The following is a 21,641-nucleotide window of genomic DNA, read 5'->3' as shown; positions in this document are numbered from 1 at the left end:
CCCGTCAGTCCTCGTCGATGGCGCGGACGAGCCCGTCGAGGCGATACCCGAGCCACTCGTAGATGCCGAATCGGGGGTCGTCCTGAGGATGATCGTCGTCATCGGTGATGTCCAGGCGCGTCGCGAGCACGAGCCGCACCGCCGAGAGTGTGCGCAGCCAGGACCGCGCTTCGCCGGCATCGAGGGAGATCTCGACGACCTCGACGAAGCGGGGATCATCGGGGTCATCGGGCAGCTCGCCGATCACGGCGAGAGAGTCCAGCACGACCGCCGCGTCGTCGGCTCGGCGCGCGAGCAGATCGCGCTCCGTGAGCGCGCGGAACTCCCGCGCAGCCTCGGCGTCGGCATAGGCGTCGGGAACGAGGCGCCCCAGCGCCGGATCCCCGGCGACGTCATCCTCGGCGAGCAGCTCACCGAACTGGCGCACGAGCATCGTGAGGTGAGCCCCTTCGATCCGTGCGAGTTCGAGCACGATCGTCCGCTCGGTCACGGGGCCTCCCGGACGGTGGCCCAGAGGCTGTAGTCGTGCATGGCCTGCGTGTGCAATTCCATCTGCTCGCGGGCGCCCTCGGCCACAACAGCATGCCCGTCGTGGTGGACCGCGAGCATGAGCCGCTCCGCTTCGTCGCGCGAATAGCCGAAGTACTCGCGGAACACGTGCGTCACGTAGCTCATCAGATTGACCGGATCGTTCCAGACGACGGTCTGCCACGGACGCACGGGTTCGACGAGCCGGTCAGCCACGGGGGAGCGGTCGGTGTCGGGCAGCGCCACCGTAGCCATCACGCCCACCCCAGCTCGTGCAGCCGGTCATCGTCGATCCCATAGAAGTGGGCGATCTCATGGACGAGGGTGGTGTGGACCTCATCGCGCAGTTCGTCGATGTCGTCGCAGTTCGCCAGATGCGGCTCGCGGTACACGATGATCCGGTCTGGCAGCTCGCCGCCGCCGTACTGGCCGCGCTCGGTGAGGGCCCAGCCATCGTAGAGCCCGAGCAGGTCGAGGCTGCCGTCTTCGGGTCGATCCTCGACGACGAACACGACATTGTCGAGAGCGTCGACCATCTCATCAGGGAGCTGGTCGAGCTCGTCGATGACGAGCTGCTCGAACTCAGCTGCTTCCATGTCCATACGATGCCCCATGGCCTCGCTTCGATTGGGGTGAGTAACGGGGCTCGAACCCGCGACATCGGCCACCACAAGGCCGCGCTCTACCAACTGAGCTATACCCACCATGTCTCCCGCTTTCGCGGGCAACCAGAAGATTCTCTCACACCTCCGTCGAGAATGACGAAACGGCGGCGACCGCGGCCGCGCGAGCGTCATCGCTGGTCGGTCCCGGCTCTGGAACGAAGACAGCGCGGCGGTAGTAGACCAGCTCGCGGATCGATTCGAGGATGTCAGCGAGGGCGCGGTGGCCGCCGTCTTTGGCCGGTGCGTGGATGTACGCGCGAGGGTGCCAGCGGCGCGAGAGCTCTTTGATGCTGGAGACGTCGACGTTGCGGTAGTGCAGCCACCGGTCGACGCGCGGCATGTACTTCGCGAGGAACATACGGTCGGTGCCGATCGTGTTGCCGGCCAGCGGAGCCTTGCCCTGCTGCGGCACGAACCGCTGGATGTACTCGAGCGCCTGGAACTCGGCATCGGCGACCGAGACGCCCCCGGGGATCTCGTCGAGCAGCCCGGACTTCTCGTGCATGGCAGTCACGAAGTCGTTCATGTTCTCGAGCGCCGACGCATCAGGCTTGATGACGATGTGGAAGCCCGCGTCGAGCGGCCGCAACTCGAAGTCGGTCACGACGATCGCGATCTCGACGAGTTCGTCGACCTCGAGATCGAGACCGGTCATTTCGCAATCGATCCAGACGAGCCGGTCGTTCTCAGAGGCACCCACCATGGGCTCCATCCTAACGATGGCAGCGACACGGGATTCTTCGGTCCCCCAGAGGTGATTCGAACACCTGACCGGCGGATTAGAAGGCCGCTGCTCTATCCACTGAGCTACTGGGGGTCACTGCCATCAAGGGTAGCGGCCATCAGGCATCAGGGAATCGACGGGAGTGCTGGCTCTTTGTCCGTCGGCGGCGTAGCGTCGGGCGCATCGGAGGGAGTTCTGCGATGAGCACGACCGAGACTTCACGCGCCCTGTGGGTCGCTTACGGCCCGGGAGGCGTCGTCGGCAGCATCCGCAAGGTCGATGAGGGATACACCGTCTCGATGACGGGGACGCAGGGTGCGGCTGGGACCTACCCCTCGATGGAGGTGGCCAAACGTGCGCTGCACGCCCGCATGGCACCTGGGAGCGACTGGCCGCGGTTCCTCGAGCACTGAAGTTCGGCGATCAGCTCTGCGGCGGCAGGATCTCATCTGAAGTGATGGTCGGAACCTTCGCCGCGCCGCGGCGGGGAGGGCGTCGGGTGTCCAGCAGCGGCAGAGCAGCATGGACGAGGGGGCCGATGAGCACGGCGAACAGGACCGTGCCGAGCCCGACCGTTCCGCCGAGCAGCCAGCCGCCGAACAGCACCGACAGCTCGACCGTGGCCCGGCAGACCCAGATGGGCCACCCCAGGCGCATGTTCATCCCCGTCATCAGGCCGTCACGCGGTCCGGGCCCGAAGTGTGCGCCGATGTACAGGCCCGAAGCGATCGCCACGAGCAGGATGCCGGCGAGCAGGACCGCGATCTGAGCGACGAGCCCTTCGGTGGGCGGAACCCACGTCAGGACCGCCTGCATCGAGGTGCCGACGAGGGCGATGTTCGCCACCGTTCCCACGCCCGGCTTCTGGCGGAGAGGGACCCACAGCAGCAGGACGAGCAGCCCGAGCAGGCTCGTCACCCATCCGATGCCGATCCCCGTGTGGATCGAGATACCCTCGGCCAAAACGGTCCAGGGGTCTACTCCCAGCCCCGCCCGCACCGTCAGCGCGCAGCCCGCGCCGAAGAGCAGCAGCCCGATGAGCAGTTGGACGACGCGACGTAGCACAGCCCCATCCAACAGCATGAGCGCGCAGTCAGCGCGCGTAGCGCAGGCACTCCAGCGCGTCGTCGGCCGACCAGAAGTCGCCGAGGTCGCGGAACACACGTGAATCCGGGTGGAATCGGCGCGCTCGGTAGCGCGTGCCGCGGGTGTCGGACACCGATTGCAGGTGCCCGACGACGAGTCCCGTGTGGTCGATCACGCGCCAGAGCGCGCGGGCCGCGGGCGCGAGTCGCATCGGTGTGGGGCGACGCAACTCCGGGGCGGTCAGCGCGGGCCAATGGGTATGGATCGACATGGATCTCCCTTCCGGTTCGAACATAAGTGCGACTTCCGACATCAATCACCAACGCCCCTCTCCTCCCCAAGCGAGGCTCCTCGCCGCGCTGTCCCCAGATCCTCCGCGCTCGGGCCGCGGCGGGTGATCGGGAGCGAGGGTGGGACAGCCGTGGTGCCGGCCGGGCACGCGGGCACCACGGCACACCATCCGAGCGAAGGAGAAGGCATGAACGGCACGACCATCACGGTCGCGGGGAACATCGCGACCACACCAGAGCAGCGCAGCACCGCGGCCGGGGTCGCCTACACACGGTTCCGTCTCGCATGCAGCGAACGCCGCCGCGACAAGGCGACAGGCGAGTGGGTCGACGCGGGGACGAACTGGTACACCGTTTCGGTGTTCCGCACGCTCGGCGAGAACGCCGCGCGGTCGTTGAAGATCGGAGAGCGGGTGCTCCTCACGGGCAGGCTGCGTATCCGTGACTGGGAGACCGCGCAGAACCACGGCACCGAGGCCGAGATCGACGCCGAGGCGATCGGGCATGATCTGCGGTGGGGAACGACGTCCTTCGCGAAGACGTCCCCGGCAGACGGCGCGCAGGCGCAGGCGCCGCGGTCCGAGTGGGCGGCCCCCGGCACGTCCCCGGCTCAGCGCGCCGGAGAGGGGGAGCGGTCGCCCGTTGCGGTCGGGGCTTCCGGTGGCCCCGTCGAGGAGGCGCCGTACTGACCGTCCAGGGGCCTTCCTGGTCGCGGACCTAGAATCTCACCGTGACCCGATCCCCGCAGAACGGCCCCTCTCACCTCCGACGTGGAGTGGCGACGGCGGCGGCGCTGGGCGTCGGCCTCCTGGTGCTGAGCGGATGCACCGAGGCATCGCCCGCGCCAACCGCGACGACGACGGCAGCCGCGACGCCGACCGCCACCCCGACCCCCGACGTGGTGGCGTTCCTTCCCGACGGCACGGCGTCAGATAACCTGCCGATCTTCCGGCAGGTCGTCGAGATGGTCTGGGCCGGCGAGGACAACGCGTCCGGTCGCGCCTACATCGACGCCCTGATCGCGACGGGTTTCGACCGCGGGGCGATGGAAGTCACCCAAGACCTGTCGACCGTCGGGAACCCGGCCGAAAGCCTGCAGTTCTCGGTGCTGTGGGGGTCGGAGTGCCTCATCGGACAGGTCGGGCCCGCGACGGGTGACCCCGTGGCCGTCGTCGTCGACGCTCTGGCCGAAGGCGGCTGCCTCATCGGCCGCACGCGTCCGATCGACTGGTGACCTCTCCGCGGCCGGTAGGCTGGGGGGCTGACGTCCGCAGTCCAAGGAGAGCAGGATTCGCATGGCTGAGTACATCTACTCGATGGTCCGCGCCCGGAAGGCGGTCGGAGAGAAGCTGATCCTCGATGACGTGACGATGGCGTTCCTCCCCGGCGCCAAGATCGGAATGGTCGGCCCCAACGGTGCCGGCAAGTCGACGATCCTCAAGATCATGGCCGGCCTGGACACACCGTCCAACGGCGAAGCGAAGCTCAGCCCCGGGTTCACGGTCGGCATCCTCATGCAGGAGCCCGAGCTCGACGAGTCCAAGACCGTGCTGGAGAACATTCAGGACGGCATCGCCATCAAGGCGAAGGTCGACCGCTTCAACGAGATCTCCGGCCTGATGAGCGACCCGGACGCCGACTTCGACGCCCTCCTGGCCGAGATGGGCACGCTTCAGGAAGAGATCGACGCCGCGGACGCGTGGGACCTCGACTCGCAGCTCGAGCAGGCGATGGATGCCCTGCGCACGCCCCCCGGCGACGCATCTGTCTCGAACCTCTCGGGCGGTGAGAAGCGCCGTGTGGCGCTGACCAAGCTGCTGCTGCAGAAGCCCGACCTGCTGCTGCTTGACGAGCCCACGAACCACCTCGACGCTGAGAGCGTGCTGTGGCTCGAGCAGCACCTGCAGAAGTACACCGGTGCCGTCATCGCCATCACCCACGATCGCTACTTCCTCGACAACGTCGCGGAGTGGATCGCCGAGGTCGACCGCGGTCGTCTCATCGGCTACGAGGGCAACTACTCGACGTACCTCGAGAAGAAGCGCGAGCGCCTCGACGTGCAGGGCAAGAAGGACGCCAAGCTCGCGAAGCGTCTCGCCGAAGAGCTCGAGTGGGTCCGCTCCAACCAGAAGGGCCGCCAGGCCAAGTCCAAGGCGCGTCTGGCCCGCTACGAAGAGATGGCCTCCGAGGCGGAGCGCACCCGCAAGCTCGACTTCGAAGAGATCCAGATCCCGCCGGGCCCGCGCCTGGGTGGCGTCGTGATCGAGGCGAAGAACCTGCGGAAGGGCTTCGACGGCCGCTCGCTCATCGACAATCTGAGCTTCAGCCTGCCCCCGAACGGCATCGTGGGCGTCATCGGTCCCAACGGCGTCGGAAAGACGACGCTGTTCAAGACCATCGTGGGCCTCGAACCGCTCGACGGCGGTCAGCTCAAGATCGGTGAGACGGTCAAGATCAGCTACGTCGACCAGTCGCGATCGAACATCGACCCGGACAAGACGCTGTGGGAGGTCGTCTCGGACGGCCTGGACATCATCACGGTCGGAAAGATCGAGATCCCGTCGCGCGCCTACGTCTCGAAGTTCGGGTTCAAGGGCCCGGACCAGCAGAAGAAGGCGGGGGTGCTCTCCGGCGGTGAGCGAAACCGTCTCAACCTGGCGCTCACGCTCAAAGAGGGCGGAAACCTTCTGCTCCTCGACGAGCCCACGAACGACCTCGACGTCGAGACGCTCCAGTCCCTCGAGAACGCGCTCCTGGAGTTCCCGGGCTGTGCCGTGGTGATCACGCACGACCGGTGGTTCCTCGACCGCATCGCGACGCACATCCTCGCGTACGAGGGCACCGAAGAGCACCCCGACCGGTGGTACTGGTTCGAGGGCAACTTCGACGCCTACGAAGAGAACAAGGTCGAGCGGCTCGGGCCTGACGCGGCCAAGCCGAACCGTTCGGCGTACCGCAAGCTCACGCGTGACTAACGACGCCGGCATGGTCGTCGATATCGGGCGCCGCGTCCGCATCCCCATCCATCTGCGATGGGGAGACCTCGACGCGCTCGGACATGTCAACAATACGTCCATGCTCAAGCTGCTCGAAGAAGCGCGCCTGCGCGCCTTCTGGTTGCCCGAGGGAGACGCTGAGGCAGCTCCGACGGCGATCTTCGACATGTCGGTGCTCGAGGGCGGAGGTGACCGATCGGCTCTCGTGGCGCGGCAGGAGATCGAGTATCTGCGCCCTGTGCCTTACGGGCATCGGCCGCTCGACGTGCAGATGTGGATCAGCAAGATCGGCGGGTCGAGCATCGAGGTCTGCTACGAGGTGTTCAGCCCGCTCGGCGATGATCAGCAAGTTCTCTACGCGCGTTCGTCGGCCGTCGTGGTGCTCGTCGACATCGTCTCCGGCACGCCCACGCGCCTGAACGAGCGCGAGCGGTCGACGTTGTCGCCGTTCCTCGGAGAGCCGATCAGCTACCGTCGCTGACGCGCTCAGGCCTCGGTCGGCACCCGCACCATGACTTCCTGTGCGACGCTCGCGATGAGCACGCCGTCGCGCGAGTAGACGCGTCCGTTCGAGAGTCCGCGTCCGCCTCGGGCGCTCGGCGACTCCTGGACGTAGAGCATCCACTCATCGACGCGCCCCGGGCGATGCCACCACATCGCGTGGTCGAGGCTCGCGACCTTCAGTCCAGGCTGCGACCACGGGATGCCGTGTGCGCGCAGGATCGACTCCTGAATGGTGAGATCGCTGAGGTACGCGAGGGCTGCGCGATGTATGCCCGGGTCATCGGGCATCGCGCTGCGCACCCGCATCCACACCGCCTGTTCAGGGCGACGCTCACCGGACACCTTCGTGTAGATCGGCGAGGAGACGTGACGCAGGTCGAGAGGCCGGTCCGTGTACATCCGTTTCGTCATCGGATGCAGCCCGTCCAGCTGAGACTCGACGTCGGGCAGGTCCTCGGGGTCAGGCACTCCGGTGGGCATCGGCGTCTGATGTTCGAGCCCCGTGTCCTCGTCCTGGAAGGACGCGATCATCGAGAAGATCGGCACGCCCTCCTGGAAGGCCTGCGTGCGTCGCGTGGAGAAGGAACGGCCATCGTGGATCCGGTCTACCGCGAACGTGATGTGGGCTTCGGCGTCACCCGGGCGCAGGAAGTACCCGTGCATGGAGTGCACCGTGCGCTCCTCGGGCAGCGTGCGCGAGGCCGCGACGATCGACTGCGCGAGCACCTGCCCGCCGTACACGCGACCGAGCGGCATCGGCTGCGACACACCCGTGAAGATGTCCTCTGTCGTGCGTGCGTCCGAATCGGCGAGGTCAAGAACAGCGAGCATCGAAGCGACCGGCTCGGCGCCTGCGCCGTCGTACGTGGACTCAGGTGCGTCGGTCACTGGCATCTCCGTCTCCGATGGCCGGGGTGTCACCTCGGCGCCGCTTGGTAGTTTAGATCGGATGTCTTCCCGTCTTCTGTTCGCCGACACCGCTTCGGCCGCCGACGCCCTGACGTTCGCCGGCCGTGCGGCCGTCCTCGGCGACGGCGCGGTGCGATTGCGTGGCGCCGACGGCGCACTCGTCATGACCAGCGCGCCGCTCTCCCCGCGTGGGCTGCTCGACTCCACGCCGACGGTCCTCGGGATGCGCGTCCTGACCGTCGATCCCGAACTCGTGTGCGACATCGTGGTCGAGGCATCCGAGCTGAGCGCCGCAGACGACGATGCGACCGCGGTCGTGCTGCCCGAGGTGGGGCTCTCACCGGCCTGGGCAGGCGTCTCGCCTCCGCGCAGCGGGTGGGAGCCGCAGGGCACGATCGCCGCAGCCACCCTCGCGTCGCGGGCGCAGTGGGGGATCGCCGCTGTCGCCGAGGCGGTGCCCCGCGACGCCGGCGAGGACGCCGTGCGCGCCGTACGCGCATCGGTGTGGGGGAGCCCCGACGATGCGCTTCAGGGGCTGCCGCTGGGCGTCGCCTTCGCCGCGTTCGGTCTCGGCTTCATCGCGGGGCAGGAAGACGCGGTCGCGCGCACAGCCGCCGGCTGGATGAGACTCACGCTCGCCCGCGGTCACGTCCTGGTGCGCGGTCCCGTCCGCAGAGGACTGACGCAGGTGCGCTCCACGGGCCGCGGCTGAGCACGCTCAGACGGCAGCTGCCATCGCGCGCCCCGCGATGCGGCCCGAGAAGAGGCATCCGCCGAGGAATGTCCCCTCGAGAGCTCGGTATCCGTGCACGCCCCCGCCCCCGAATCCGCTCGCCTCTCCGGCCGCGTACAGGCCAGGAACGGGCTCACGCCGCGAGGACACGACGCGTGCCGAGAGGTCGGTCTCGAGTCCGCCGAGCGACTTGCGCGTGAGGACGTGCAGCTTGACGGCGATGAGCGGCCCCGCGGCAGGATCGAGGATGCGATGCGGCGCCGCCGTGCGGATGAGACGGTCGCCCCGGTAGGCGCGCGCCGAGCGCAGCATCGCGATCTGCGCGTCCTTCGTGAAGTCGTTCTCGACGGCGCGGTCCCGAGCTTCGATCTCGAATCGCACGCGCGCGGCATCGAGCAGGTCGCCGCCCGGCAGCGCCTGCATGCCGCGGATGAGGTCCGCCAGCGAATCGCGCACGACGAAGTCGGCGCCGCGGTCCATGAACGCCTGCACGGGCCCGGCCGCGCCCTTGCCGAGCCGGGAGCGGGCGAGCAGAGCGAGGTCCTTGCCCGTGAGATCGGGGTTCTGCTCGCTGCCCGAGAGCGTGAACTCCTTCTCGATGATCTTCTGCGACAGCACAAACCACGAATGATCGTGCCCCGTCGCACGCAGGTGCGCGAGGGTGCCGAGGGTGTCGAAGCCCGGGAAGAGCGGGACCGGCAGACGGTGCCCCGTGGCGTCCAACCAGACGGACGAAGGACCGGGAAGGATCCGGATGCCGTGATCGGGCCAGACCGGATCCCAGTTCTGCAGACCTTCGACGTAGTGCCACATGCGGTCCTCGTTGATGAACCGCGCGCCGGCATGCCGCGCGGGCTCGATCATGGAGCCGTCGACATAAGCGGGGACCCCGGTGAGCATGGTTGCGGGCGCTGTGCCGAGGCGAGCCGGCCAGTAGCGCCGGACGAGGTCGTGATTGCCGCCGATCCCCCCGGCGGCGATGAGTGTGGCTCCGGCAGAGATCTCGAACGAGCCGACGACGTCGCGCGTCGTCACGACGCCTCGTGCAGCCCCCGCCGGGGCGAGCACATCGCCGGTCGCACCGGTGACGGCGCCGTCTGACATCGACAGCGAGGTGACGCGGTGCCGAGGCAGGATCGTGATCCGACCCTTCGCCTCGGCCTGCTGCACGGCCGCCTGGAACGGTGCGACGACGCCGGGACCTGTACCCCAGGTGACATGGAAGCGCGGCACGGAGTTGCCGGGCCCGGTCGCGGAGTATCCGCCGCGCTCGGCCCATCCGACGATCGGGAAGAAGCCGACACCCTTCTCTCGCAGCCAGGCGCGCTTCTCGCCGTGCGCGAAGTGGAGGTAGGCCTCGGCCCACCGGCGCGGCCAGGCATCGTCATCGCGGTCGAAGCCGGCCGTCCCGAACCAGTCCTGGTGCGCGAGCTCGAGCGAGTCCGTGATGCCCATCCGGCGCTGCTCGGGGGAGTCGACGAAGAACAGCCCGCCGAAGGACCACCACGCCTGGCCCCCCAGATTGACGCGTGGCTCCTGGTCCACGATCACGACCCGCTTGCCCGCCGCCGCCGCTTCGCTCGCCGCGACGAGTCCGGCCAGCCCCCATCCGATGACGAGCACATCGGTGCTGCGGGTCGTGGGGGACATGGCGACTCCTTCGTCGGTGGAATGCGCTCAGCTCGTGGCGGGTGGCTCCGGATTCACAGCGATGGATGCCGAGGCGCGCCCCGCCGCCGACGGACCGATGCCCGTAGGTTCGAAGGTGTTCACCATGGCATGCGCCGCGCGTTCGAGATAGTCCCACAGCGTCGCTTCGTGCAGCGGAGACAGCGACAGGTCATCGACAGCGACCCGCATGTGCGCGAGCCATCGATCCCGCGCGTCGGGGTTGACGTGGAACGGATTGTGCCGTGCCCGCAGACGAGGGTGCCCGCGCTCCTGGCTGTAGGTCGAGGGCCCACCCCAGTACTGTTCGAGGAACATCAGCAGACGTCGTTTGGCGGGGCCGAGATCCTCCTCGGGGTACATCGGCTGCAGCACCTCGTCGTCGGCGACACCGCGATAGAAGAGATCGACGAGTCGCTCGAACGTCGGGCGCCCGCCGATCTCTTCGTAGAAGGTCTGAGATGCGGCATCCGTCATGAGTCCTCCGGAGGGGTCTCGGGTGTCGCGGGCGGCGTCTTCGGCATCCGCTTGGGCTTCCACACCGGACGCGCCGAGGCGTTGCTGATCGTGGGCTGAGGCCTGGTCTTGGGCGGATTCGAGCCACGCACGCGTCCGGCGCTCTCGAGCCCGGACAGCATCACGGTGCTCAGCTGAGGCACAGTGACACCGAGGACGTCCATCGACTGCTTGATACGCACCCGCAGCTCTCGCGCGACGTCGTCCTTCGCATTCGCGCGCGTCTTCATGACCAGGCGGATGATGAGGGCGTCACCGGACACCGACTCCAGACCCCACACCTCGGGGTTCTCGAGGATGCGCGAGCGCCATTTCGGGTCCTTCGCCAAGGCCGAGGCGGCGTCGAGCATCGTCTTCTCGACCTCGTCGATGTCGCTGTCGATGGGCACCGCGAGATCGATGATGACGCGCGACCACCCTTGCGAGAGGTTTCCGATGCGCAGGATCTCACCGTTGCGCACGTACCAGAGGGTGCCGTTGACATCACGCACGTGCGTGATGCGTACGCTCACGTACTCGACGATTCCGGTCGCGAGCCCCAGGTCGACGACGTCGCCGATCCCCACCTGGTCTTCGGCGACGATGAAGATCCCGTTGAGCACGTCTTTGACGATGTTCTGCGCACCGAAACCGAGGCCCGCGCCGATCGCCGCCGTCAGCAGTGTGAGCGAGGCGAGGGCGTTGGGCGCGAGCACGTCGACGACGAGCAGCAGCGCGATGATGACAATCGAGACGTTGACGATGTTCTGCAGGATCGAACCGAGCGTGCGGGTGCGCTGCACGAGGCGGACGGACGCGAGCGGTGACCGCTCGAGTGCCATCGTGTCGGTGACTTCTGCCTTCGTCTTGGCTCCGTTGACGACGCGGTGCACCACACGGCGGATGACGAGCCGCAGCACCCAGGCGATCAGGAACGCCACCACGATGATTCCTGCGATTCGCAGGATGTTCCAGCCGGAGTCGATCAGGAACGCCAACACTTCTTCCCAGAAGACGGGGTCGATGATCGCCGGCGCCGCCGGGTCGGGGGCGTTCGGATCTGCCTGAATCCACATCATCGCCACGATCCTAACGACGGATGCCTCGGCTTCGCCTGAGTGCGCGAGAGCCGAGGCATCCTGACGGAACTACTCCGCGTCGCGTTCCTGCACATCGAGCGCGCGATCCACACCGGCGAGGTTCTCGGCGACCAGACGGCGCAGGGCGGGAGGCGCGTCGAGGTTCGCGGCGAGCCACGCGCGCGTCGCATCACGCAGCGAGACATCCGCGAGTGCTGCCGGGTAGAGCCCGAAGATCAGATACTCCGCGATCTTGTACGTGCGCGACTCCCAGATCGGCAGCAGCATGTCGAAGTACGGCGCGACGAAGTCCCGGAGCAGATCCCGGCTCGCGGGGTGCCCGAACCCGAGGGCGGCGGCACGCACGAGCGTGTTCGGCAGGTCGTCGCTGCCGACGAGCGCATCCCACGCGGCGCGCTTGGCTTCGCTTGTGGGAATGGCGGCCTTGGCCTGCGCCGCGAACTCCCCGCCCTTGGCGGTGTTGTCGGCGGCCAGGGCCACGTCGATGTCCTCGGCGGTGACGAGTCCGCCGGCCGCGAGCGAGACCAGAAGCTGCCAGGACAGGTCGGTGTCGATCTCGAGACCGGGGAGCATATCCTCACCATCTCGCAGGCGACGCACCTGCTCGCGCTGAGCGGAGGTCGATGCGGCGGCGGCGAACGATGTGGCGAACTGCAGCTGATTGTCGCTTCCGGCCTCGGCGGCGGTCGCGAGCTTCCAGAGCGCGTCGGCGACCTTGGCGCGGGTAGCCTCACGGCGTTCGGGAGCGACGTACGAGTTGGCGGCGAGCAGCAGCTGCCCCAGCGTCGTGCGGACCGTCGTCGACTCGGTCTCGGAGGCGATGTTGCGCAGGACGAGGTCGACATAGTCCGAGGCCGACGCTTCGGCATCGCGCGTCTGGTCCCAGGCGGCACCCCACACGAGCGAGCGGGCGAGGGGATCCTCGATCTTCGCCAGGTGGTCGATCGCCGTCTGCAGCGAGCGGTCGTCGAGGCGGATCTTGGCGTAGGCGAGGTCGCCGTCGTTGAGCAGCACGAGATCGCCCCGCGACACACCCTTCAGCGCGGGGACTTCGGTCAGGTCGCCGTCGACATCGAGCTCGAGGTGGTGCACGCGCACGAGCGCGTCGCCTTGGAGACGGTAGATGCCGACGCCGAGGCGGTGCGGGCGGATCGTGGGGTAGTCCGCCGGGGCAGTCTGCACGATCGCGAATCGCGTGATGAGGCCATCGACATCGGTCACGATCTCAGGCGAGAGCGTGTTGACGCCCGACGTCTCGAGCCACTTGCGAGCCCACGTCGTCAGATCGCGACCGCTCGTCTGCTCGAGTTCGGCGAGCAGATCGCCCACTTCGGTGTTCGACCACTCGTACTTCTTGAAGTAGGCCGCGACACCGGCGAAGAACTGCTCGATGCCCACCCAGGCGGCAAGCTGTTTGAGCACCGATCCGCCCTTGGCGTAGGTGATGCCGTCGAAGTTCACCTGCACGTCTTCGAGATCGTTGATCTGGGCGACGACCGGATGCGTCGAAGGCAGCTGGTCCTGGCGGTACGCCCAGGTCTTCTCCATCGCGTTGAACGTCGTCCACGCCTGGGTCCACTCGGTGGCCTCGGCGGTCGCGATCGTCGACGCCCACTCGGCGAACGACTCATTGAGCCACAGGTCGTTCCACCACTTCATCGTGACGAGGTCGCCGAACCACATGTGGGCGAGCTCGTGCAGGATCGTGACGACGCGGCGCTCCTTGACGGCATCGGTCACCTTCGAGCGGAAGACGTAGGTCTCGGTGAACGTGACGGCTCCGGCGTTCTCCATCGCGCCCGCGTTGAACTCGGGCACGAAGAGCTGGTCGTACTTCGCGAAGGGATACGGGTAGTCGAACTTCTCCTCGAAGTACGCGAAGCCCTCGCGCGTCTTGTCGAAGATGTAGTCGGCGTCGAGGTGCTGCCACAGACTCTTGCGCCCGTAGACACCGAGCGGGATGACACGGCCCGATGAACTCGTCAGCTCGGAGAACGTCGCTTCGTAGGGCCCGGCGATGAGCGCCGTGATGTACGACGAGATCGGCGGAGTCGACTCGAACTCCCACGTCGCGACCGCGTCGCCCCGGGACTGTCCCTCACCCTGCCGAAGGATCGGCTCGGGCGTGGGGGAGTTGGAGACGACCTTCCACCGAGCGGGCGCCGTCACCGTGAACTGGAACGTCGCTTTGATGTCGGGCTGCTCGAAGACGGCGTACATGCGCCGCGAGTCGGGCACCTCGAACTGCGAGTAGAGGTAGACCTCGCCGTCGACCGGGTCGACGAAGCGGTGCAGGCCTTCACCCGTGTTCGTGTAGAGGCAGTCAGCGTCGACGACGAGCTCGTTCTGAGCGTCGAGCCCGGTCAAGGCGATGCGCGAGTCTGCGAAGGCCGACAGGTCGACCTCGCGTCCGTTGAGGGTGATCGAGTGCACGTCGCGTGCGATCAGGTCGATGAAGGTTTCGGCGCCCTCGACCGCGCCGAAACGGACGACCGTGCGGGATCCGAAGACCTCGTCGCCCTTCGTGAGGTCCAGTTCGACGTCGTACGCGATCGCGTTCAGCGCGGTTGAGGCGGGACGGATGACGGCGCGACGCTCCTGCGCCTCGATCCGAGTGAGGTTCTCTCCAGGCACTGCAATGCTCCCGTGTTCTGTGGATCGGGTCGGTGCCGGACGCGGATGGCGAGGGCGGCAACCCGAACAGCCTACTGGCCGCGGATCTGCGCGCGGCGGGCCGAGACCTTCCCGCACGCTGTCAGGATGGACGCATGACAATCCGCGAGGACGAACATGTTGCGTTCGCCTCGGATGCCGCGGCATCCGGAGCCCCCTATGCAGAGGCGGCCGTCGCCTATGACGGACTGCTCTTGGCCGGCTTCGGCGGCCCGGAGGGACAGGATGACGTCATCCCGTTCCTGCGCAATGTCACCCGGGGCCGTGGGATCCCCGACGAGCGTCTCGAAGAGGTCGCGCACCACTACCGTCATTTCGGCGGGATCAGCCCGATCAACGCCCAGAACCGCGCCCTCAAGGCTGCGCTCGAAGCGGAACTCGCCCGCCGTGGCATCGACCTGCCGGTCTACTGGGGAAACCGCAACTGGGCGCCGTACCTCGAAGACGCCGTCACCGAGGCGGCAACAGCCGGTGACACGACGCTGCTCGCGCTCGCCACGAGCGCATACTCGTCGTTCTCGAGCTGCCGCCAGTACCGCGAGGACTTCGCCCGCGTGCTGACGGCGACCGACCTCGCGGGATCTGTCACGATCGACAAGGTGCGCCAGTTCTTCGACCACCCGGGGTTCGTGCAGCCCTTCATCGACGGCGTGCGCGACGCGGTCGCGGGCTTCCTCGCCGAAGGCATCGACCCCGCAGCGGTTCGCGTGCTGTTCTCGACGCACAGCATCCCGACCGATGACGCCGAACGGTCAGGACCGCGCGACCGTGAGCTCGGCCCGCTCGGTGCGTACCCTGCGCAGCATCTCGCAGTCGCCGAGGTCGTCATGGCCGCGGTCGCCGCCGAGATCCCGGCTGCAGCGACGGTCGGCTGGGAGCTGGTGTACCAGTCCCGGTCGGGTCCGCCCACGCAGCCCTGGCTCGAGCCGGACGTCAACGACGTCATCGAGAAGCTTCCCGCCGACGGTGTCGCCGCCGTCGCGATCGTGCCGCTCGGGTTCATGAGCGATCACATGGAAGTGCTGTGGGACCTCGACACCGAGGCGATGGAATCCGCCGAAGAAGCGGGCCTGCGCGCCGTGCGAACGCCCACTCCCGGCATCGACCCCGTCTTCGTCTCGGGCCTGATCGATCTCGTCGAAGAGCGACTGAGGGGCACCCCCGCGGCCGACCGCCCCCACATGACCGAGCTCGGGCCGTGGTTCGACGTGTGCCGCCCCGCATGCTGCGAGAACATCCGCGCGGGGTTCAAGCCTGCCGCCGCCGGAGTCGCGCCCTGACTCCGCTGCCCGTCCCTAGGATGGGTGCCATGCGCATCCACATCGCGACCGATCACGCCGGCCTCGAGTTCTCCACGCAGCTGCAGCACCACCTCGCGGAGCGGGGCCACGACATCGTCGACCACGGTCCACTCGAGTACGACGCGGTCGATGACTACCCCTCGTTCTGCATCCGGGCGGCGCAGGCCGTCGCGAAGGACCAGGCCGACGGCATCGAGGCGCTCGGCGTCGTCTTCGGGGGGTCGGGGAACGGCGAGCAGATCGCGGCGAACAAGGTCCGCGGCATCCGCGCGGCTCTCGTGTGGAGCATCGCGACGGCAGAGCTCGCCCGCGAGCACAACGACGCGAATGTCATCGCGGTCGGTGCCCGCCAGCACACGTTCGACGAGGCGGCGACGTTCATCGACCGCTTCATCGCGACCCCTTTCTCGGGGGATGAGCGCCACGCGCGCCGCATCCGCCAGATCGCCGCGTTCGAGATCGACGGTTCGCTCGAGCCCGATCCCCGTGCAGGCGCCCCGATGGGCGGCGAATCCGTCGAGGCGATCGACCCCGAGGCGGGCTGATGCCCGAGGGGCACTCCGTCCACCGCATCGCCCGCCAGTTCGACCGCAACTTCGTGGGGCGCAGGGTCAGCGCCTCGAGCCCTCAGGGCCGCTTCGTCGAGGGCGCCGCGATCATCGACGGACGAACGGCGACATCGGTGCGCGCCGTCGGCAAGCAGATGTTCCTCGAGTTCGACGATGACATCTGGCTGCGTGTGCACCTGGGCATGTACGGCGCGTGGGATTTCGCGGGTGAGATTCTCGCCGATGCGACCATCGAGGCCGCGAACGGACGCATGGGGCAGACGAACCAGCGGGGGACCGCCGATGCCGAGCCGATCATGGATGCCGCGGGCGAGAACTCGCTGACATCCATCGGTGCTCCCCGGCGCGCACGGGTGCACGTGCGCATGTCCGAGCAGACCACGGGGCTCGCCGGCGACGACGACGAGTGGCCACCGCCGGTCGTCGGCCAGGTGCGGCTGCGTCTGCTGACCGACACGACGTGCGCTGACCTGCGCGGGCCCACGGCCTGTCAGCTGCAGACACCGGACGAGGTGGCAGCGACCATCGCCAAGCTCGGGCCCGACCCGCTCGTCGACGATGTCGCCGAAGGGGAAGAGCGCTTCGTCTCGGTCGTGAGGCGCAAGCCGACGCCGATCGGACTGCTGCTGATGGACCAGTCCGTCGTGAGCGGGATCGGCAACGTCTACCGCGCCGAGATGCTCTTCCGCGCCCGCCAGAACCCGCATACGCCGGGTCGCGATGTGCACGAAGAGACCGTGCGCGAGCTGTGGCGCGACTGGGTCTCACTGCTCGCGATCGGTGTCGAGACCGGTCAGATGATGACGATGGACGATCTGGGTCCTGACGAGTGGCGCGCCGCGATGGCCAACCGCGACGACCGCCACTGGGTCTATCACCGCGCGGGCCTTCCGTGTCGTGTCTGCGGCACGGCGATCGTCGTCGAAGAGGCGGCTGGTCGCAAGCTCTACTGGTGTCCGGACTGCCAGCGGTGAAACCTAAGCTGAGGGGATGCGCCAGAACCCGAGCTTCGCGATGACCGACGTCGCAGAGATGCGACGACTCATCGACCAGAACCCGTGGGTCACGCTCGTGAGCCAGAGCGACGAGGGCCTCGTGGGCTCGCACTACGCCGTGATGCTCGACGACACACGGGACGACCTCACGATCGTCGGGCATGTCGGGCGGCCCGACGACCTGATCCACGGACTCGGCGACCGCGAGCTGCTCGTGGTCGTCCAGGGGCCGCACGGCTACATTTCCCCCGGTTGGTACGACGGGGGCACGCAAGTGCCCACCTGGAACTTCATCTCGGTGCACCTGAGCGGCATCCCCGAGATCCTGTCGCACGAAGAGAACCGGCGTGTGCTCGACGGGCTCGTGGGACGGTTCGAGCACGCCATGCCGCAGCCGCGCCTCATGTGGGAGCCGCCCAACGACCCCGCCGTCGTCGAGCGTCTCGAGAAGGGCACGGTCGGGTTCCGGCTCACGCCGTCGAGAGTCGTCGCCAAGCGAAAGCTGAGCCAAAACAAGTCGCCCGAGGTCGTCGAGACGATCATCGCCGAGCTCTCCGGCGACGCACCGTGGGCGAACCCGTCGCTCGCTGCCGAGATGCGTCGCGCGCACGACACCATGGCCGCAGCACGCGGGGCCCGAGCATGACGGGCGCACGCATCGCGACGATCGCGAACACCCGCATCGCCGGTGCCGGACGCGAGCTGCTGCCCGATGACGGCCCCGTCGACGTCTTCCTGCGCGACGGCCGCATCGCCGACATCGCGCCGGCCGGTGCGCTGCGCCACGAGGGCGAGACGCTGCAAGCCGAGGGGTCCTGGCTGATCCCAGGGCTGTGGGACCACCACGTGCACGTCGTGCAGTGGGCGCTCACCGCTCAGCGGCAGTCGCTCGGCGAGGCCTCGAGCGCGGCTCATGCGGCACGCATCATGGGGGGCGCGCCCGTCCTTCCCGACGGCAGGCGCCTGGGCACAGGCTTTCGCGACGCTCTCTGGCCGGATGCGCCGACGCTCGAGATGCTCGACGCGGCGACCGGCGACATCCCCACCTACATGATCAACGCCGACGTGCACAGCGTCTGGCTCAACTCCGCCGCGCTGCGCCGTGAGGGGCACGAACCCGACGGGGTCGGCATGCTCCGTGAAGAGGCGGCGTTCGAGATCTCGCGTCGGCTCAACGCGGCCGACCCCGCCGTGGCCGATGAGCTCGTCTCTGCGATGGCGAAGGATGCCGCGTCACGCGGCGTCGTCGGCATCGTCGACCTCGACATGTCCTGGAACGAGGATGCCTGGGTGCGGCGCCTCGCGGCGGGCTTCGATGCCCTGCGCGTCGAGTTCGGGATCTATCCGCAGTTCCTCGATCGGGCGATCGCGGAAGGCCTGCGCACCGCAGACGTCGCCCGCGGTGCGGCGTCCGATCTCGTCCGCGTCGGTCCGCTCAAGGTCATCACCGACGGCTCGCTCGGCACGCGGACCGCCGCCTGCTCGCACGCCTACCCCGGTGACCCTTTCAACCACGGGCTTCTCACGGTCGATCCCGACACTCTGCGCGAGCTCATGACGCGCGCGACCGGGGCGGGCATCGCGTGTGCGATCCACGCGATCGGCGATGTCGCGAACACCCACGCGCTCGACGCCTTCGCGATGAGCGGCGCATGGGGCACGATCGAGCACGCCCAGCTCGTCGCGCACGCCGACATACCGCGTTTCGTCCGCCTCGGGGTCGGGGCGAGCGTGCAACCTGAGCATGCGGTCGATGACCGCGACATGACCGACTCCCTGTGGGCCGATCAGACAGCCCTGCCCTATCCACTGCGCGACCTCGCCGACAGCGGGGCGAACCTGCTGTTCGGATCGGACGCACCCGTGTCGCCCTTGGACCCGTGGGCGGCGATGGCGGCCGCTGTCTACCGCACGCGCGACGGCCGGGCTCCGTGGCGGATCGAGCAGGGCATCGGGGCCGGCACGGCGCTTGCCGCCTCGACGCACGGCGGATCCGCCAACGGCGCACGCATCGAGGTCGGTGCGATCGGCGACCTCGCCCTGGTCGAGCGTGACCCCCTCGATGCGAGCGAAACGCAGCTGCGCGACATGCGCGTCGCGGCGACGCTCGTCGGCGGCCGCGTGACGCACTCGGCGTAGGGCCCGACAGCGCGAGAGGGGGGCCAGCCCCCGGAGAGGTTCGGGCGTCCGGCGGATGGTCCGCAGCGCCGCGGAACGCGACCCTGGAGTGGTGGCCAGCACTTCGCACTTTCACGCCACGTCGCCCCGAAGGAGACACCGATGACCCCCACGACCTCTGAGGTCCGCCCCGTACGACGAGGGTTCTGGGCGACCTACGGCTCGCTGTGGAAGCACGTGCCCGGAAGTGGCGTCTACCTCCTCGTGGTCTTCGGGCTCGCGATGGCAGGACTCACCGCGATGGTGACGCTGTTCTCGGTCGGTGCCGGACTGATCGTCCTGGTCGTGGGCCTGCCGATCATCGTGCTTTCGCTCATCGTCGCCCGCGGATTCGGCACGGCCGATCGCTTCCTCCTGCGACTGACGGGGCTGCCCGTCATCGAGGAGCCGATCTGGAACCGTGATCGTCCTGACCAGAACGGTTTCTGGATGACGTTCACCCGTCCGATCCGCAACGGACGATACTGGCTGGCGCTCGTGCACGGCATGATTGTGAACCCCGTCGTGAGCGGCGTGACGTTCTCCGTCACGATCGCATGGCTCAGCCTCGGATTCGGCGGGTTGACGCAGTGGTTCTGGCGGAGCCTCCTGCCGCCGGAGGACCCGCGCTGGGGCCCGCCGGAGGACCTGCACTGGGGCCAGTACGTCGCCGACGCGATGCCGTGGCTGTTCGGGGGATGGCCCGCCGGCGCGGTCGAGTCCGTGCTCTACACCATCGCCGGTGTCCTGTTCACGTTCACCCTTCCGTGGGTGCTGCGCGGACTCGCGATCGTTCACCACGCGATCGCGGCGGGAATGCTCGGCCGGTCGCGCTCGGACGACCTCGTCGCCGAAGTCCGCGCCGAAGCGGCGGCTCGAGGTGCGGCCGTGCACGCCGAGGATGTCGCTCTGCGCCGCCTCGAACGCGACATCCACGACGGTCCGCAGCAGCGCCTCGTGCGTCTGCAGATGGACCTCGCCGCGCTCGAGCGCCGTGCAGAATCCGGCGACGCCGGCGCCGCGGTCGAACTCGCGCGGGAAGCGCGCACGCACGCGAAGGCGGCGCTCGATGAGCTGCGGGCGCTGTCGAGTGGCGTCGCGCCGCCGCTGCTGCAGGATCGCGGGCTGTCGGCGGCGCTCGGCGCCGTCGCCTCGGCCGCGGCGCTGCCCGTCCACGTCGAGCTCGCGCCCGAGATCGATACGGTCGTGAGTCCCGAAGTGGCACGCACGGTCTACTTCATGGTGTCCGAACTCGTCACCAACGCCATCAAGCACTCGCGGGGAACCGCCGTGACGTTGCGGGCCGTCGTGCGGCCGGCAACGCCCGGAACGCTCGGGATGCTCGACGTGTGGGTCGTCGACAACGGTGTCGGCGGTGCCCGCATCACGGCCGGACACGGCCTCGAAGGGCTGCGCGAGCGAGCGGCGGGCCTGCGCGGTCAGCTGGTCGTGCACAGCCCCGACGGCGGTCCTACATCGGTCGGCGTGCACATCCCGATCACGTCCTCGTGACCGGCGCCTATTCTGAACAGGTGCTTGCCGCGCCCGATCGCCCCACCCGGGTCATCCTCGTCGAGGACTCCGTCCTGCTGCGCGAAGGGCTCGTGCGCCTCTTCGAGGAAGCCGGCTACGTCACCGCCGGCGCGTTCGGCGACGCCGAAGACATCGTGGCGCGGGTCTGCGCCGCCGACGCCGATGTCGCAATCCTCGACGTGCGGCTGCCACCCGGCTATCGCGACGAAGGCATCCGCGCCGCCCTGGCCCTGCGTGCGGCGCTGCCGCACGTCGGCATCCTCGTCCTCAGCCAGTACGTCGAGGGCGTCTACGCGCGCGAACTGCTCGCGGGCGGCGACGGCAGCGTCGGCTACCTGCTCAAGGACCGGGTCACCTCACTCGAGGAGTTCACGGATGCCGTCGAGCGTGTGCGGACCGGGGGCACGGTGCTCGACCCGGATGTCGTGCGCCAGCTCATCGCCGCCCGGCCCGACCCCGTCGCGACACTGACCCCGCGTGAGCGCGATGTGCTCGAACTCATGGCCGAGGGCCGCAGCAACGGCACGATCGCGGCGCGCCTGTTCATCGGGGTGGGCGCCGTCGAGAAGAACGTGCGCGCCATCTTCCAGAAGCTGGGGCTCGAGGACTCCGGCTCGGATCATCGGCGCGTCCTCGCCGTGCTGGCTTTCCTGCAGCGCTGACGACGACGGGGTCGGGACCCGAAGGTTCCGACCCCGCCGTGATGAGCTGCGGT

At 68.4% G+C, this 21,641-nt stretch carries 24 protein-coding genes and 2 tRNA genes; 13 read left to right on the top strand and 13 right to left on the bottom strand.

The window, feature by feature from the left end; genetic code table 11:
• Positions 1-4: 4 nt before the first annotated feature.
• The 6 genes from AC25YV_RS08060 to AC25YV_RS08035 form a co-directional block, all read right to left on the bottom strand.
• Positions 5-490, bottom strand: coding sequence for a DUF2017 family protein (locus AC25YV_RS08060; RefSeq protein ID WP_488123308.1), 486 nt, complete (start codon positions 488-490; stop codon positions 5-7).
• Positions 487-783: an ATP-dependent Clp protease adapter ClpS gene (gene clpS, locus AC25YV_RS08055; protein ID WP_488123307.1), complete on the bottom strand. Its 297-nt coding sequence runs from the start codon at positions 781-783 to the stop codon at positions 487-489. Before clpS ends, AC25YV_RS08060 begins: the two co-directional genes overlap by 4 nt.
• Positions 783-1,130, bottom strand: a complete 348-nt coding sequence (locus AC25YV_RS08050) for a metallopeptidase family protein (protein ID WP_488123306.1) — start codon at positions 1,128-1,130, stop codon at positions 783-785. The genes clpS and AC25YV_RS08050 overlap by 1 nt, the downstream gene beginning before the upstream one ends.
• Before the next feature lie 26 nt (positions 1,131-1,156).
• Positions 1,157-1,232: transfer RNA gene (locus AC25YV_RS08045), tRNA-His, on the bottom strand.
• Positions 1,233-1,269: 37 nt separating this feature from the next.
• Positions 1,270-1,896 (bottom strand): oligoribonuclease, encoded by a 627-nt coding sequence (orn, locus tag AC25YV_RS08040; RefSeq protein WP_488123305.1) that lies wholly within the window; start codon positions 1,894-1,896, stop codon positions 1,270-1,272.
• Positions 1,897-1,937: 41 nt separating this feature from the next.
• A tRNA-Arg gene (locus AC25YV_RS08035) sits at positions 1,938-2,010 on the bottom strand.
• A gap of 107 nt (positions 2,011-2,117) precedes the next feature.
• Here AC25YV_RS08035 and AC25YV_RS08030 point away from each other — a divergent pair.
• A complete protein-coding gene (locus tag AC25YV_RS08030) occupies positions 2,118-2,330 on the top strand; it encodes a methyltransferase (protein WP_488123304.1) in 213 nt (70 codons plus the stop codon).
• A gap of 10 nt (positions 2,331-2,340) precedes the next feature.
• On the opposite strand, the gene yczE is transcribed toward AC25YV_RS08030, so the two are convergent.
• Both yczE and AC25YV_RS08020 read right to left on the bottom strand, forming a co-directional pair.
• The gene (gene yczE / locus AC25YV_RS08025) at positions 2,341-2,982 is read right to left on the bottom strand and encodes a membrane protein YczE (RefSeq protein ID WP_488123303.1); all 642 of its coding nucleotides are present in this window, start codon (positions 2,980-2,982) and stop codon (positions 2,341-2,343) included.
• A 28-nt stretch (positions 2,983-3,010) separates the two neighbouring features.
• Positions 3,011-3,274, bottom strand: coding sequence for a hypothetical protein (locus AC25YV_RS08020; protein WP_488123302.1), 264 nt, complete (start codon positions 3,272-3,274; stop codon positions 3,011-3,013).
• A 207-nt stretch (positions 3,275-3,481) separates the two neighbouring features.
• On the opposite strand from AC25YV_RS08020, the gene AC25YV_RS08015 reads away from it, so the two are divergent.
• The 4 genes from AC25YV_RS08015 to AC25YV_RS08000 all read left to right on the top strand — a co-directional run bounded on the left by AC25YV_RS08015 (position 3,482) and on the right by AC25YV_RS08000 (position 6,770).
• Positions 3,482-3,982, top strand: a complete 501-nt coding sequence (locus AC25YV_RS08015) for a single-stranded DNA-binding protein (protein ID WP_488123301.1) — start codon at positions 3,482-3,484, stop codon at positions 3,980-3,982.
• A gap of 41 nt (positions 3,983-4,023) precedes the next feature.
• Positions 4,024-4,527, top strand: coding sequence for a DUF6993 domain-containing protein (locus tag AC25YV_RS08010; protein WP_488123300.1), 504 nt, complete (start codon positions 4,024-4,026; stop codon positions 4,525-4,527).
• Between the two features lie 61 nt (positions 4,528-4,588).
• Entirely contained in the window at positions 4,589-6,268 is a 1,680-nt protein-coding gene (gene ettA / locus AC25YV_RS08005) for an energy-dependent translational throttle protein EttA (RefSeq protein ID WP_488123299.1), read from the top strand.
• Between the two features lie 10 nt (positions 6,269-6,278).
• On the top strand, positions 6,279-6,770 hold the full coding sequence (locus AC25YV_RS08000) for an acyl-CoA thioesterase (RefSeq protein WP_488123438.1): 492 nt from the start codon (positions 6,279-6,281) through the stop codon (positions 6,768-6,770).
• A gap of 5 nt (positions 6,771-6,775) precedes the next feature.
• Here AC25YV_RS08000 and AC25YV_RS07995 read toward each other — a convergent pair whose 3' ends face one another.
• Entirely contained in the window at positions 6,776-7,687 is a 912-nt protein-coding gene (locus tag AC25YV_RS07995; RefSeq protein ID WP_488123298.1) for an acyl-CoA thioesterase, read from the bottom strand.
• Positions 7,688-7,742: 55 nt separating this feature from the next.
• Here AC25YV_RS07995 and AC25YV_RS07990 point away from each other — a divergent pair, with 55 nt between their 5' ends.
• Positions 7,743-8,414, top strand: coding sequence for a DUF8185 domain-containing protein (locus AC25YV_RS07990; protein WP_488123297.1), 672 nt, complete (start codon positions 7,743-7,745; stop codon positions 8,412-8,414).
• Between the two features lie 6 nt (positions 8,415-8,420).
• On the opposite strand, the gene AC25YV_RS07985 is transcribed toward AC25YV_RS07990, so the two are convergent.
• From AC25YV_RS07985 to pepN, 4 genes are all read right to left on the bottom strand, one after another.
• Positions 8,421-10,085, bottom strand: a complete 1,665-nt coding sequence (locus AC25YV_RS07985; protein WP_488123296.1) for an FAD-binding dehydrogenase — start codon at positions 10,083-10,085, stop codon at positions 8,421-8,423.
• A 27-nt stretch (positions 10,086-10,112) separates the two neighbouring features.
• On the bottom strand, positions 10,113-10,580 hold the full coding sequence (locus tag AC25YV_RS07980) for a globin (RefSeq protein WP_488123295.1): 468 nt from the start codon (positions 10,578-10,580) through the stop codon (positions 10,113-10,115).
• Positions 10,577-11,674, bottom strand: a complete 1,098-nt coding sequence (locus tag AC25YV_RS07975; protein ID WP_488123437.1) for a mechanosensitive ion channel family protein — start codon at positions 11,672-11,674, stop codon at positions 10,577-10,579. The genes AC25YV_RS07980 and AC25YV_RS07975 overlap by 4 nt, the downstream gene beginning before the upstream one ends.
• A 72-nt stretch (positions 11,675-11,746) precedes the next feature.
• Entirely contained in the window at positions 11,747-14,332 is a 2,586-nt protein-coding gene (gene pepN / locus AC25YV_RS07970; protein ID WP_488123294.1) for an aminopeptidase N, read from the bottom strand.
• Between the two features lie 134 nt (positions 14,333-14,466).
• Here pepN and AC25YV_RS07965 point away from each other — a divergent pair, with 134 nt between their 5' ends.
• From AC25YV_RS07965 to AC25YV_RS07935, 7 genes are all read left to right on the top strand, one after another.
• Positions 14,467-15,651, top strand: a complete 1,185-nt coding sequence (locus tag AC25YV_RS07965) for a ferrochelatase (RefSeq protein WP_488123293.1) — start codon at positions 14,467-14,469, stop codon at positions 15,649-15,651.
• Between the two features lie 29 nt (positions 15,652-15,680).
• Positions 15,681-16,217: a ribose-5-phosphate isomerase gene (locus AC25YV_RS07960; RefSeq protein ID WP_488123292.1), complete on the top strand. Its 537-nt coding sequence runs from the start codon at positions 15,681-15,683 to the stop codon at positions 16,215-16,217.
• A complete protein-coding gene (locus tag AC25YV_RS07955; RefSeq protein ID WP_488123291.1) occupies positions 16,217-17,215 on the top strand; it encodes an Fpg/Nei family DNA glycosylase in 999 nt (332 codons plus the stop codon). Before AC25YV_RS07960 ends, AC25YV_RS07955 begins: the two co-directional genes overlap by 1 nt.
• A gap of 16 nt (positions 17,216-17,231) precedes the next feature.
• Positions 17,232-17,882, top strand: coding sequence for an FMN-binding negative transcriptional regulator (locus tag AC25YV_RS07950; protein WP_488123290.1), 651 nt, complete (start codon positions 17,232-17,234; stop codon positions 17,880-17,882).
• Positions 17,879-19,375, top strand: coding sequence for an amidohydrolase (locus AC25YV_RS07945; protein WP_488123289.1), 1,497 nt, complete (start codon positions 17,879-17,881; stop codon positions 19,373-19,375). Before AC25YV_RS07950 ends, AC25YV_RS07945 begins: the two co-directional genes overlap by 4 nt.
• 141 nt (positions 19,376-19,516) lie before the next feature.
• The gene (locus tag AC25YV_RS07940; protein WP_488123288.1) at positions 19,517-20,905 is read left to right on the top strand and encodes a sensor histidine kinase; all 1,389 of its coding nucleotides are present in this window, start codon (positions 19,517-19,519) and stop codon (positions 20,903-20,905) included.
• A gap of 20 nt (positions 20,906-20,925) precedes the next feature.
• A complete protein-coding gene (locus AC25YV_RS07935) occupies positions 20,926-21,588 on the top strand; it encodes a response regulator transcription factor (RefSeq protein ID WP_488123287.1) in 663 nt (220 codons plus the stop codon).
• The last annotated feature ends 53 nt before the right edge of the window (positions 21,589-21,641 follow it).

It is taken from the genome of Microbacterium sp. Y832, assembly GCF_057669765.1.
The sequence above is the reverse complement of the archived record's forward strand: the minus strand, read 5'-3'. Positions and strand labels throughout refer to the sequence as shown.